A 13194-nucleotide genomic window follows, 5' to 3' on the forward strand; every position below is an offset into this window, starting at 1 on the left:
TTTTATCCGGCCTAGTCAATGACGGCTCCGTTAAATTCCTTGAGAGCATCGAGCGTGTAGAGGAAGTCTTCGTCGGCCCTGGACGAATGACAGGACTGGCATCGCGCCGTGTTCTCGGCCATGTTGACGCTGCCGTCCGGCTTGAACCATTGGAACTGCCAGTCGCCGGTGCGACGGTCTTCATCATAGTCGCCGCCCCAGCCCGAACCCTTTTCCATGACGAAGGTGCGATAGATTTCCCCGTCGCGGTAATCGACCAGCACGAAGTGCGTGCCCGCGGGAACAGGCTGCCCGTTCTTCACGGCCTGGATGGCTTCGTTCGTCGTCATGATGTGCTCGGTCACGTTGCCGCGCCTGACGGTCGTGTAATGAACGAGGCCCGCCAATTCGGGCAGCGTCGTCCGGTTCGGCTCCGCGTCGACTTGCCAACCAACGAGAACGACAGCGCTGGCCAAGGCAAGAAGGATGGGAACACGTTTGAAGAGATCACGCATGGATATGTTTCCCTTAGTCTGCAGTTCGTATGGGCTCTGAGCAGGATACAAACGGGATCGCTGCCTGCACACCGGCCTTTGGGCCAGAGCAGCGCCGCACAGCGTCCGAGGCGGATCAGTCCAGCTTCTTCTCGTGGAGGAAGGTCGAGACCAGGTCGGCGATCTCTACGTTGTTCAGGTCGGAGAACGGGAAGTGGGTGTTGCCGCGGATGCCGATCTCTGGAAGGTGCACGACGGTGACATCGCCGCCATGCTTGTTCACCGTATCGCGCCACAGGCGGGCCATTGCCAGGCGCACCCGCCAGCTGTCCTGCGCCGGCATCGTCGTCGGCTGGTCGGGGATGTTGTCGCCATAATAGATGACGATCGGGATCTTCGTCAGTTTGAGAAAGTCGTCCATCGGCACCGGCACACCCTTCAGCGTGTCGAAGGCGCTCGGCATATCGGCAGGAACTTCGCCTGCCGGGAATACGAAGCTGCTGCCGGGTTCGAAGGCGACGATGGCCTTGACCTTGTCGCTCTTGATGGCCGTCAGCCAGCCGGGTCCGCCGCCCTGCGAGTGAGTGAAAAGAATGCCGGGACCGATTTTCTCGAACAGCTTTGCCACCGCGTTCGACACGACGTCCATGTCGAACGGCCCGGTGTTCGGCGTCATCGCGCGGAAGTACTGGTTCAGCGCTTCCGGATCACGGGAGAATTGCACGCTGTCGAAATAGTTCGGCCAGATGCCGACGCGAAACTGGTTGAACCAGAGCTGCTCGTCTGCCGTCGGCTTCACTGTTGTCTCGGCCATGCTCCGCCCGGCCCCGCCCCGGCGCGGCTGGTCGACGAGATAGGTGGAGAAGCCTCGACGCAGGAAGATGTTCTGGAAGCCTTCGCGGCCGTCGGGTGTCGTCTCCCAGGTCTTGGAGAATTGTCCGGCACCGTGCCACATCACGATCGGGTACTGACGCGGGTTCACCGGCACTTGATAGAAGGCAAAGGCATGATCGCCGTGATAGGTCTGGCCTGCGGGATCGAGAGGTTTCAGCGGATCGAAAGTGCCAGGCGCTGCCGTAGTGGTTCCCCCCACGGCAAAACTACCCTGCTCCTGGATGACCAATGGCTCGGGCTTTACCGCATCGGCAGCCGTCGCCAATGGCGCGGCAAGCTGCGCTGAGGCAAGCACCAATGCGGCCAAGGTGTTGGACAATCCATATCGCATGTCGGCTTCTCGCTTCGTTTCAGGTGGCGAGAAGCTAGCGGCATGGGAGGGAAAGGATTAGACGGCTCGGACAGCTAGGGTCTATTAGCAAGACTAATTAATCACAAGCTGTTGATAAGCCGTGATGGAATAAAATCGGAATTACTTTCCTCTATAGCGGAGCGCATCGGCGAACAGGGTGAAGGCGGGAGATGCATGCCGCCTGTTCGGATAGTAGAGATGGTATCCTGGAAAAGGCTGGCACCAGTGGTCCAGAACCCGGATCAGCCGCCCGTCTTCGATGTAGGAATGAACCTGATCCTCGGGCATGTAGGCCAGTCCCAGCCCGTCCAGCACGGCGCCGATCCTCGTGGCGATGTTGTTGAACACCATCTGGCCCTCGACACGGACGCGCAGTTCGCGGCCGTCCTTCTCGAACTCCCATGGATATATCGTCCCGTGTGTCGGCAGCCGCATGTTGATGCAGTTGTGAGCCGTGAGATCCTGCGGGATATCCGGGCGCGGATGGCGCTCGAAGTAGGAGGGCGCTCCGACGACCGCCATGCACATCTCCGGACCGATCCGGACCGCGATCATGTCCTTCGCCAATTGCTCGCCGAGCCGGATGCCGGCGTCGTAACGCTCGGTGACGATGTCGGTCAGGCCATAGTCGACGATCACCTCGACGTTGATATCGGGATGATCTGGAAGAAAGCGCGTCAGTGCCGGCGCGAGAATGGAAATCGCGGAGTGCTCGCCTGCCGTGATGCGAATGGTGCCGGCCGGTCGCTCGCGCATTTCGCTCAGGGCGGCGATCTCGAACTGGATCTCTTCAAATCTGGGTCCCACCCGTTCCACCAGGCGTTCTCCTGCCTGTGTCGGCGACACGCTTCTGGTAGTGCGGGTCAAAAGACGAAGCCCGAGCTTTTCTTCGAGACCGCGCACCGTCTGGCTCAACGCCGATTGCGACACGCCGAGCTTCGCGGCCGCCCTGGTAAAACTCCGTTCCCGGGCGACCGTCAGAAAGGCCACGAGTTCGTTGAAATTGTTGTCCTGGGGCATTCATTAGTCCGCCTTATAGGTCCATGCGCATTACAGCATCTAATCGAAAGCTGACACGAGGACTAAGTTCCCGTCAACTCAACTGCGAGACCGGCGACACCGGGCCGGCGCCTTCACCCTCAAGCCCCTACAAAGCCACGAACGGACACGACCATGAAAACACGCATTATCGGCGATCTCGAAGTCTCAGCGCTCGGTCTCGGCTGCATGAGCATGAGCGCCGCTTACGGCCCGCCCGCCGACGAAGGCGACATGATCAGATTGATGCGCACCGCCCATCAGCAGGGCGTCACCTTGTTCGACACGGCCGAAGCCTATGGCCCATTCGCGAATGAAGAGCTTGTTGGCAAGGCGCTCGCACCGATCCGCGACCAGGTGGTCATCGCCACAAAATTCGGCTTCGATATCGACCAGCAAACTGGTGAACGCCGCGGCGGCACCAACAGCCGCCCCGAACATGTCAAGGCGGTTGCCGATGCTTGCCTGCGCCGCCTGAAGACGGACAGCATCGACCTGTTCTACCAGCACCGCGTCGATCCCGACGTTCCGATCGAAGACGTGGCCGGCGCTGTCAAGGAGCTGATCGCAGCCGGTAAGGTCAAGCATTTCGGCCTATCCGAAGCCGGCGTCCAGACAATCCGCCGCGCTCATGCCGTTCAAAAGGTGACAGCCGTCCAGAGCGAATATTCGCTCTTCTGGCGCGGCCCCGAGGCGGAACTGCTGCCCGCCCTTGAGGAACTCGGCATCGGCTTCGTACCCTTCAGCCCACTCGGCGCAGGCTTTTTGACCGGCAAGATCGATGAGAACACCAAGTTCGATCCAAGCGATTTCCGCAACAGCGTGCCGCGTTTTTCACCTGAGGCGCGCAAGGCCAATTTTGCGCTCGTCGACCTGATCAGGCGGATCGGCGACCGCAAGGGCGCCACACCCGCGCAGATAGCCCTTTCCTGGCTGCTGGCCCAAAAGCCGTGGATCGTACCGATCCCGGGAACGACGAAGCAACATCGGCTGGAAGAGAACCTCGGGGCAGTAGACGTCGACCTGCTCGCCGACGACCTCGCCGAAATCGACGCAGCCCTCTCCGGCATCGAGGTCCAAGGCGAACGGCTACCCGAGGCAGCGCTCAAGATGACCGGCCGCTAAGGCCTGTCGTCGATGCCGCCCGGCCCTTCACTTGGGCTCAGGGCGTTCGGCCCTGCGATCGATTCACTGGATCGATCGCTCCCGCTTTGCGAGACCGGGCCTCACCCACGCAGAAACTGCGACCCTTTGTCGAACCCCAGCCCCGGGAAGATCTTCCCCGTCAAATCATCGGCGCTGACATCGAACTGCCGGTAGAGCATTGCCGCCGCGAGTTCGCGTAGGTCGGCGGTCGGCATCAGGTCGCGGTCGTCGAGCAACTGGCCGTCGCCGATGCCCGGCCAACGGCCGAGGATGCGGCCGCCGTTGACGCCGCCGCCGGCAAGCAGCGCGCAGCCGCCGGTGCCGTGGTCGGTGCCGGCTGAGCCGTTCTGGCGCACGGTGCGGCCGAATTCGGTCATGGCAAGCACCACGGTCTTCGACCAGATCTCGGGCCCGAGTGTCGCCTTCAGCGTATTGATCGCCTGGGCGAGGTCCTGCACTGGCCGCTTGAACTGGCCGGCCTGGCCGATATGCGTATCCCAGCCGGTGATCGAGAAGCTGGCAATGCGATAATCGCCCTTCAGCATGTTGCCGGCGAGCGCCGCCACGTCGGCGATCTTTGCGCCGTGCTGGCCCTCTGGCTCGACCATCATCGAGGCGGTGTCGGCCCGCGTCGCCTCGGCAAGTGCTTCGGCGAACGGCGGATCGCCGGCATAGAGCCGTGCCAGGAACTGCATCTCGTCGCGCGCCGGCGCCAGATTGGAATCCGACGCCCAGACGTCGACATTGTTCGGCCCAGAGAGGATCAGTTCCGTCGAGGTGTTGATGTCGATCGCCTTGCGCGCGTCCGAGCGCGGGATCACGGCGAGCGCCCGGTTCAGCCAGCCGGTCTTTTCCTCGGCGACATCCTCGCCGCCGGATTCCAGCATGTCCTGCCCGTCGAAATGGCTGCGCTGGTCGCGGTAGGGCGTCGACACCGCATGCACGAAGGCGAGCTCCCGGCTCTTCCAGAGCGGCATCAGCTCGGCCGCCGCTGGATTGAGGCCGAAATGCCCATCGAGGTCGAGAAGCCCGGTCTCGGGCGTCAGCGCCAGGGTCGGCCTGAGCGCTGCAAAACCGGCATCGCCATAGGGCTGCACCAGATCCAGCCCGTCCATCGCGCCGCGCAGCACGATGGTGACGAAGCGGTTATCCCCCGGCATTGCCGCGAAAGTGACCGGTGTGAAGACGGGGGCGGCGGCAAGACAGCAGGCAGAGGCCAGAAAGCCGCGGCGGGACAGCGAAATCCGGTTCGTGGGCAGCGTCATGGGCGGGGCCTCCTAAGCAGGTTCCGGAAAAGTGTCCAACGGTTTTCCGGCCAGAACCTGCGATAAAACAAAGAAGCTAAGCAGACGAAGCGTTGGCTTGCCAACGAAAGTCTGCTTAGCGGCGATTGAATTCGGGCGATGCCAACACCAGCGTCAGCCCGCTGATCTTGTTCGGCGCCTGCGACACCACGCGGATCGTCTCGTCGCGGGCGGCATCAGCAAGCGTCGACTTCAGGAATTCGCGCGGATCTTCGTCCCGACCGAACTGCGCCGCGGCCCGCCTCGCCCAGGCCAGCCGCTCGGCGAGCTGGCTGCCGGTGATCCAGGCGGAGAAGCCTTCCTCGTAACCGGCCGGGCTCGGCGGCAGCCAGATCGGCTGGCCCATGCGCCTGAGTGCGCCCTGCCCCAGCGCCCGCGCCGTCTGGAAGGCTTTGAGGCGTTTCTCCCTCGCCTCGCCGGCGGGATCCGTCGGCACCGGCGATCCTGCCATGCCAGGCGTGTTCGCCGCCATGTCGCCCTCGTCCGTACCTTGCTGGTTGGCCGCCAGGAAACTGCCTACGACGCCGTTGACCGGTCCCGCATTCAATGCCCTCAGGCCGGTGACGACATAGTCGAAAGGCTGGCGCGCCTTGGCGCCCTCGTCGCGCCAGGCGGCGGGATGGTCGAGCATCGCAGTGTAGACGGCGGTCAGGTCGCCATCCGTCTTCTTCCAGGCTTCGGCCATATCGGACACCATCCCCTCGTCGGGCTGGTCGGAGATGAAATGCACCGCGAGCTTCCGGCTGATGTGCGCCGCCGTCTTCGGATGGAGCGCGAGATCGTCGAGCATGTCGAGATAATCGTCGCGCGAGCGCCTGCGCCCGCCATAGCTGACGCCGAGCACCTCATGCGCGCCGGGCTCCGAAATATTCGGTCGGAAAGCGATGTCCATCTCCTTGCGGTCGATGGTGAGGCCTGTCAGCACCATGGCTGCCGCGGTCACATCCGCCTGGGTATAGCCGCTGCCGGCGCCGAGCGTGTGCAATTCCAGCAGTTCATGGCCGAGATTTTCGTTCAGCCCCTTGTTGCGTTTGATGCCGCCGGCCGAATCCGGACCGAGCGAATCCGCCTGGTCGAGATAGATCAGCATGGCCGGATGGGCGGTGGCACTGCGCAAGAGATCCCCGAACTTGCCTGATATGAACGGCCGGATCGCCTCCGCCTCGTAGAGCGGCACGATCAGGCGCATCGGCAGGCTCTTGTCGGCGCTGGTGGAGAAATGGTCTGTCCAGAAGGTCGCCAGCCGCTCGTAGAAGCCGTACGGCGACAGCACCGCCTGCATCAGCCGCAGGTTCGCATCATGTTGAAACTGCTGCTGCGCCTGGCGCTGGACCCCTTTGCGCATCTCGCGCTGTGTCGTATCGTCGGTCACCGTCTTGGCGTCTTGCCGGATCTGCTGCAACTGCGCCTGCAGGCTGAGAATCGCCTGGTGGCGCATGTCGGGGCCACCGAGCGGAAAGTCCGGCGTCGCCGCCGCCCCCTTGCGCAGCTGGCCGATGAGCTCGTCCTTGCTGTCCGGCGGCGCCTCGCCCGGCCGGAAGCCATAGCCGAACCGGATCGCCGCCATCGTCGGGAAAGACAGGCTCATGGCAGATCACCTCCTGATCACTGCTAAGCAATTCCAGCAAAAGTGCGTTGCGGTTTTGCGTCCGGAATTGCGCAAACAAAAAGTCAGAGCATTTCAGTGACTCGGAAAAAACGGAAATGCTTGAGGTGACAGGCTGCCAGCCGATTGCGACGCCAATCTGTAGGAAATGTGGCGATATCTAGACATGGACGATTTGTAATCTATTGAAAAGGCTAAAGTTTATGCACGGAAGATGAAAGATGCACCAATTGCGATCAGGGCGAAGCCGATCGCATGGTTCCAGGTCAGGTTCTCGCCGAGCCAAAAAATCGAGAAGCCGGAAAAGACGATCAGCGTGATCACCTCCTGCATCGTCTTCAGCTGCGCCGTCGTATAGACCGCCGACCCGATGCGGTTCGCCGGCACCGCCAAGCAATATTCGAAGAAGGCGATGCCCCAGCTGACGATGATGGCGAGGAAGATGGCGCTGCTCTTGTGCTTGAGATGCCCGTACCAGGCAAAGGTCATGAAGATGTTGGAGGCAAACAGCATGACGATGGGCCAGACGGCGGCGGGAGAAAACGGCATGGGATAACTCGGCGCGGTGGAGAGAAGGATCGATCCGGCAAGGTGCCGGCGGGCCTTACCTAGCACGCCGCCATTCGACGGCAAGCCCTCAAGACTCGGACCAATCGTCTCACGCGACCGATGGGGATCACCGGCAGCTCGCCCAGCGGCTTGCCTTCCATAATCACCCTGTTGCGGTCGGCGTTTTACGATCGCATCTGCGGTTGCGAAGTGCGCAAGAGCTGAAAGGCCGGCGACACCGCCGCCGGCCTTCATAACCGCAGGCAGCGCTAGATTCGCATCGCGCCATGCGGTTCCTCGGCCTCCTCCGTGCCGAAGCGGACATCCTTCTTCTCGTAGCCGAAGCCGGCAAGGGCCGCGACGATGAGTGCCACCACCGCCGCGACGATCAAGAGCGCATAGGCATAGTCTCCGTCCCAGCGGGCAGCGAGCCCCGCCTGCAGCGTCGCATTGCCTGACGCCAGCAGGTTGCCGAGCTGGTAGGCAAAGCCGGGGAAGGTGCCGCGCACCTCATCCGGCGACAGCTCGTTCAGGTGCACCGGCACGATGCCCCAGGCGCCCTGGACGAAGAACTGCATCAGGAAAGCGCCGATGGCGAGCAGCACCGACCCGGGCGCATACGCCCAGAGCGGCGCCACGGGCACGGCGATCAGCGCGGCGATGACGATCGCCCGTCTGCGGCCGATCCGCTGCGACAGCGCCCCGAAGAACAGCCCGCCGCAGATCGCCCCGATATTGTAGACGATAGCGATGGCGCCGACCGTGTAGCTCGAATAGTTGCGCTGCGTCTCAAGGAAGGTCGGGTAGATATCCTGCGTGCCGTGGCTGAAGAAGTTGAACGCCGTCATCAAAAGCACCGCCCAGATGAACAGCGGAATATTCTCGCGCAGCACCGTCAGGAAAGGCCGGCGCCCCTCGGCCTGCCGCTTCAGGAAGGCCGGGCTCTCCTCGACATTGCGCCTGATGTAGAGCACCAGCAGCGCCGGCACCGCGCCGACAAAAAACATGCCACGCCAGCCGATGACCGGGAAGAGCAGGAAGAACACGATCGAGGCGATCAAATAGCCCGAGGGATACCCGGCCTGCAGGATGCCGGAAACGATGCCGCGGCTTTCCTCCGGCACCGTCTCCATGACCAGCGAGGCGCCGACGCCCCATTCACCGCCCATGGCGATGCCGTAGAGCGCCCTGAGCACAAGGAACATGGTGAGCCCGGTGGAAAAGCCGGTCAGGAATTCGAACAGCGAATAGAGCAGCACGTCGGCCATCAGCGTGATGCGCCGTCCGTAACGGTCGGCCGCCAGCCCGAAGACCAGCGCGCCGAGCGCCCGCATGGCAAGCGTCAGGAAGATCGCCACCGAGACGGCGGGAACGTCGGTGTGGAATTCCTCGGCGATATATTTGAGAACGAAGACGAGAATGAAGAAATCGAAAGCGTCGAGTGTCCAGCCGAGATAGCTGGCGATGACGGTGTTGCGCTGCTGCGGCGTCAGCCGGCGCAGGCTTTCCAAAGCGGACATCTGATATTCCTCCGTCCGAAAGCGGCGGCGAGGCGGGCAATTCCGGATGCCGTCGGAAGGGGTGCCCGAACCGGGCGGGTGATGCTGTTGCGGCAGCGTTTGCAGTCGGAGACAGCGGGCAATAACGTCAGCAATGCTGCCCGTGTTCCATCACGATTGCCGTGATCGGCCGGGCGCGTCCAGCGCCACCATTGAAGGCGTAGACCTTCCCGCACCCTGGCTTTCACGTTGGCGCATGCGGGCCGCTGCCTGCCTCTTCTCCCCGGCGGGGAGAAGTGCCGGAGCGATAGCGAGGCGATGAGGGGGTGAGCGGCAAAGCCGCGAATGCACGGAGCGTAAGCGAAGGGCAATATTGAGTGGTGTGCCGTAGGCCCCCTCATCCGACCCTTCGGGCCACCTTTGTAACTTCCCTTTATCCGCTCCTGGCGCTGTAATGCCTGTTGCGGTGGCGGATGGAAGACCGATGCACCTTTGGGACACCAAGCCCGTGGGAGAGCCTGGGTCTCCGTCCGCCGTTCCATTGAACCCGAACAGTCGCCAGGGCCGCTTGCGAAAGCAAAGCCCGATTAGGCAAGGATGGGATCAGATGGAGATTGTTGTTGGGATCGACGTTTCGAAAGAGCGCCTGGATGTTGCGATCCTGCCGCAAGAAGAGGTCTTTGCCGTCGGCAACGACCATGCCGGCATCGATGAACTGGCCGAGCGGCTCAAAGGCATTGGTGTTGATGCGATTGCGCTGGAAGCGACCGGCGGCTTCGAGATGCTGGCGGTTGCCGGATTGTCCGCAGCCGGATTGACGGTGCTCGTCGTCAATCCGGCGCAAGTGCGCGCCTATGCCCATGCGATCGGCCGCAGGGCCAAGACCGATCCGATCGATGCCGCCGTCATCGCCGCCTTCGTTTTGGCGACGAAGCCCGAGATCCGGCCGTTGCGCGATGCCGAGACACAGGCGCTTTCCGAGCTTGTGGCTCGCCGGCGCCAGATCGTGCAGATGGTCGTGGCCGAGGAGAACCGGTTGCGCATGGCGCTGGCAAAGCAGGCGCAGGAAAGCATCAAGCGCCTGCTGAAAGCCTTGCGGCGCGAGCTCGAAAGCCTCGATGCCGATCTCGACAGCCATATCCGCAAGTCGCCGGTCTGGCGGGTGCGCGAGGCGCTGTTGACCTCGGTGCCGGGTGTCGGAGCGACAACAGCGCGCACGCTGCTGGCCGAACTGCCCGAGCTCGGCAGCCTCGACCGACGCCAGATCGCCTCGCTGGCTGGTCTTGCCCCATGGACGCGGCAGTCGGGAAAATGGAAAGGCAAGAGCTTCATCGGCGGCGGCCGCGGCAAGGTACGCGCCGTCCTATTCATGGCCGCCCTCGTCGCCAGCCGATACAACCCTGACCTCAAGGCCTTCCGCGACAGGCTGGTCGCGGCCGGCAAGCCCAAGATCGTCGCCACCGTCGCAACCATGCGCAAGCTGCTCACCATCCTCAACGCCATCATAAGGGACGGACGACCATGGCAAAACGCTTGACAAACAAGACAGTCGCTCTCCCCGTTGGGGAGAAGAGGGAGCAGCACGATTCTCCCTTTAGAGGAGGTGGCCCTCCCGCTAATCAGTCCGCCACCCTGCCCCGGCATGCCCACGCCACCGATGCGAACGATCGCGGCCCATTCGGCTCGCCAGCCTCGTAAGCGGCCCTGACGGCGGCATCGACGGCCTTTCGCTTCGCCGGATCCAGACCGGCAACATATTTGCCGAGCGGTCCCTCGCCGGCGGCGATCGGATCCCAGTAATCCTCGAAGGAAAGATATTCCATCCGGATCAACAGCGAGGTCTCCTCGACATCGGCTAGGCCCTGCGCGATGAAGCTCTCCTTCATTTCCCCCGGCCGCATCATCGGCTGGAAACAATATCTGCGGCGCATCGCCAGCGCGTTCTCGTCGAGCATCGCCACCGTATCCCACATCATCCGCATGCCGGACATGCCGCCATAATGGTCCCAGACGGCGGCCGCGACCACGCCGCCCGGGCGCACCACACGGCGCATCTCGGAGACCGCCTTTCCCGCCTCAGGCACGAAATGCAGCACGAGCAGCGACATCGCCCGGTCGAAGCGGTTATCCTCGAAGGGAAGCGCGCAGGCATCGGCCTGCCGGATCGATACGCGCGGATCGGTGTTGCGTCGCGTTGCGGCCTCGACGAAAACCGGCGAATAGTCGACGGCGACGATCTCCTGCAGACCCGGCGTTTCCGCCAGCGTGAATGCGAGGCTGCCGGTGCCGCAGCCGACATCAAGCACGCGATCACCATCCGCGAGGCCGGCGAAATCGACCAGCATCGGCGCCAGCTTCCTGCTCCAGCGCCCCATCAGCCGTTCGTAACCATCTGCACTTTCGACATTGAAACTCGACGGCATTGAAGTCTCCCCCTTCAAGGACGATGGTCCGCCGCCGGACAATAGGATTCCCCAGCAACCCTCGCAAGCGGAACAGCCGTTCTCACCCGACCTTCGCGTCCGACCAGTAGCGCTTCGGAGCACGCCCGAAGACACGCTTGAACGCGTTTCCGAAGGCGCTTTCGGAGGAATATCCGAGTACGGCGGCAAGGCCGGCGACCGAGACGTCCTCCCGGCGTAGGGCTTCGCGGGCGCGATGCATGCGCCAGCGCGTGACATAGTCGAGGGGTGCAACGCCGACCAGTTCCTTGAAGCGTTGCGCAAAGGCGGAGCGCGACATGCCGATCCGGGTCGCCAGCGCCTCGACCGTCCAGCGGTGGCCGGGGCTGTTGTGGATCAGGCTGATCGCCGCGCCGATCTGCGGATTTGTCAGCGCGCCGATCCATCCCGTTTCGGCAGCACCCTTTCGGCCGACATAGGCCCGCAGCGCCTGCACGAGCAGGATGTCGCCCATGCGCCGCGTCATCAGCGTCGAGCCCATCTGGCCCGCCCCGAGTTCGTCGTCGAGAGTTGCGAGCGTGGCGCTGAGGATCGCGGCCGCACGGTCGCTGGCCGGGATATGAATGAACGGCGGCAGCGCGTCGAGCAGCAGCCGGGCGTTGCCGCCGCCGATGACAAAGCTGCCGCCGATCAGCGCAGTCTCGTCACCGCCGTGCAGGGCGATGTTGGAATGCTGCCAGTCGAAGAAGGCGATCCCGTCCTCCGGCTCCCTATCGAGATCGTTGGCGATCACATAGGCGGGCGCATTGGCAAGCAGGAAGGTGTCGCCCGCGACAAGCGCAAACGGCGGCTCCTCAGGCAGAACGATCGAGCACGCGCCGCGGAGGACAGCAACGAACTTGAGCGCGGGCTTGGCCGGAAAGCGAAACGCCCATTGCCCGCCGACCTCGAAACGCGTCCAGCGCGCACTCTCTATGTCGAGCAGCGAAAAGACATCGGACAAGGGATCGATCATGGGTTCTGGACGATCTCGACGAAATCATGGAGCCAATAGCATAGATTCTCCAGGCAGCACCTGCAATCCTCAAAGGCACAAAGGAGAACGAACATGTCTGATATCAAGGATAAGGTTGTCGCCATCACCGGAGCAAGCAGCGGCATCGGCGAAGCCACGGCGCTGTTGCTGGCCGAGCGCGGCGCAAAGCTCGTGCTTGGAGCCCGCCGCGCCGACCGGCTGCAGGCCCTGGCGCGACGCATCGCCGAAAAAGGCGGCGAGGCCGTCTGCCTCACCGTGGACGTCAAAAAGCGCGAGGATCTCACAGCCCTCGTCGCCCTTGCCTGCGACACCTATGGCAGGATCGATGTGATGATCAACAATGCCGGCATCGGGCCAATCTCGCCTCTCGATGAATTGCGGATCGAGGATTGGGAGGAGATGATCGACGTCAACATCAAGGGTCCGCTCTATGGCATCGCCGCCGCACTGCCGGTGTTCCGCCGCCAGGGTTCCGGCCACTTCGTCAACACGCTCTCGACCGCCGGCCTCATCATCAAGCCGACCATGGCCGTCTATGCCGGCACGAAAAACGCCATGCGCACCATCGCCGAAGGCCTGCGGCTGGAGGCCGGCGAACATCTGCGCGTCACCAACATCTCCCCGGGAATGATCAGGACCGATTTCGCCGACTCGGTGACCAACCCAGAGATCAAGGCCGAGATGGCAAAGCGCATGGACGAGATGGCAATTTCACCCGATGCCATCGCCCGCGCCATCGCCTTCGCCATCGAGCAACCCGCCGATGTCGATATCAGCGACATCGTTGTTAGGCCAACCGCTCAGGCGTGAGGTATCGTTGGCAGCGGCCGGAGAATGTGGCTAAGGCCATCAAGCCATCACCTGTCGGTGACACCGGTCAGATCACCGGTGTCAC

Annotated in this window: 12 protein-coding genes; 3 read left to right on the top strand and 9 right to left on the bottom strand. The window is 63.1% G+C overall.

Annotated features, from left to right (window positions below; all coding sequences use genetic code 11):
- Window positions 1–11 precede the first annotated feature (11 nt).
- The 3 genes from J3P73_RS14965 to J3P73_RS14975 form a co-directional block, all read right to left on the bottom strand.
- The gene (locus tag J3P73_RS14965) at window positions 12–494 is read right to left on the bottom strand and encodes a cytochrome P460 family protein (RefSeq protein WP_018493096.1); all 483 of its coding nucleotides are present in this window, start codon (window positions 492–494) and stop codon (window positions 12–14) included.
- A 115-nt stretch (window positions 495–609) separates the two neighbouring features.
- Window positions 610–1698, bottom strand: a complete 1089-nt coding sequence (locus J3P73_RS14970; RefSeq protein ID WP_130692038.1) for an alpha/beta hydrolase — start codon at window positions 1696–1698, stop codon at window positions 610–612.
- A 141-nt stretch (window positions 1699–1839) separates the two neighbouring features.
- Complete coding sequence (locus tag J3P73_RS14975) at window positions 1840–2739, bottom strand: LysR family transcriptional regulator (protein WP_130692040.1); 900 nt, start codon at window positions 2737–2739, stop codon at window positions 1840–1842.
- A 153-nt stretch (window positions 2740–2892) separates the two neighbouring features.
- On the opposite strand from J3P73_RS14975, the gene J3P73_RS14980 reads away from it, so the two are divergent.
- Entirely contained in the window at window positions 2893–3882 is a 990-nt protein-coding gene (locus J3P73_RS14980; protein ID WP_018074490.1) for an aldo/keto reductase, read from the top strand.
- A 101-nt stretch (window positions 3883–3983) separates the two neighbouring features.
- Here J3P73_RS14980 and J3P73_RS14985 read toward each other — a convergent pair whose 3' ends face one another.
- The 4 genes from J3P73_RS14985 to J3P73_RS15000 form a co-directional block, all read right to left on the bottom strand.
- Entirely contained in the window at window positions 3984–5168 is a 1185-nt protein-coding gene (locus J3P73_RS14985; RefSeq protein ID WP_130692042.1) for a DUF1501 domain-containing protein, read from the bottom strand.
- A gap of 115 nt (window positions 5169–5283) precedes the next feature.
- On the bottom strand, window positions 5284–6795 hold the full coding sequence (locus tag J3P73_RS14990) for a DUF1800 domain-containing protein (RefSeq protein WP_130692044.1): 1512 nt from the start codon (window positions 6793–6795) through the stop codon (window positions 5284–5286).
- Between the two features lie 219 nt (window positions 6796–7014).
- On the bottom strand, window positions 7015–7362 hold the full coding sequence (locus tag J3P73_RS14995; RefSeq protein WP_018074486.1) for a DMT family protein: 348 nt from the start codon (window positions 7360–7362) through the stop codon (window positions 7015–7017).
- A gap of 269 nt (window positions 7363–7631) precedes the next feature.
- Entirely contained in the window at window positions 7632–8882 is a 1251-nt protein-coding gene (locus tag J3P73_RS15000) for an MFS transporter (RefSeq protein ID WP_024322172.1), read from the bottom strand.
- 586 nt (window positions 8883–9468) lie between these two features.
- Here J3P73_RS15000 and J3P73_RS15005 point away from each other — a divergent pair.
- Window positions 9469–10398: an IS110 family RNA-guided transposase gene (locus tag J3P73_RS15005; protein ID WP_130691506.1), complete on the top strand. Its 930-nt coding sequence runs from the start codon at window positions 9469–9471 to the stop codon at window positions 10396–10398.
- 82 nt (window positions 10399–10480) lie between these two features.
- On the opposite strand, the gene J3P73_RS15010 is transcribed toward J3P73_RS15005, so the two are convergent.
- Window positions 10481–11284 carry a class I SAM-dependent methyltransferase gene (locus tag J3P73_RS15010; protein ID WP_024322382.1) on the bottom strand — a complete coding sequence of 268 codons (804 nt, stop codon included), beginning with the start codon at window positions 11282–11284 and terminating at the stop codon, window positions 10481–10483.
- An 82-nt stretch (window positions 11285–11366) separates the two neighbouring features.
- On the bottom strand, window positions 11367–12278 hold the full coding sequence (locus tag J3P73_RS15015; RefSeq protein ID WP_130692046.1) for an AraC family transcriptional regulator: 912 nt from the start codon (window positions 12276–12278) through the stop codon (window positions 11367–11369).
- A 93-nt stretch (window positions 12279–12371) separates the two neighbouring features.
- On the opposite strand from J3P73_RS15015, the gene J3P73_RS15020 reads away from it, so the two are divergent.
- On the top strand, window positions 12372–13109 hold the full coding sequence (locus J3P73_RS15020) for an SDR family oxidoreductase (protein WP_207579654.1): 738 nt from the start codon (window positions 12372–12374) through the stop codon (window positions 13107–13109).
- Window positions 13110–13194: the final 85 nt, after the last annotated feature.

The sequence above is a fragment of the Rhizobium ruizarguesonis genome, from assembly GCF_017357285.1.
Classification (GTDB): Bacteria; Pseudomonadota; Alphaproteobacteria; order Rhizobiales; family Rhizobiaceae; genus Rhizobium; species Rhizobium ruizarguesonis.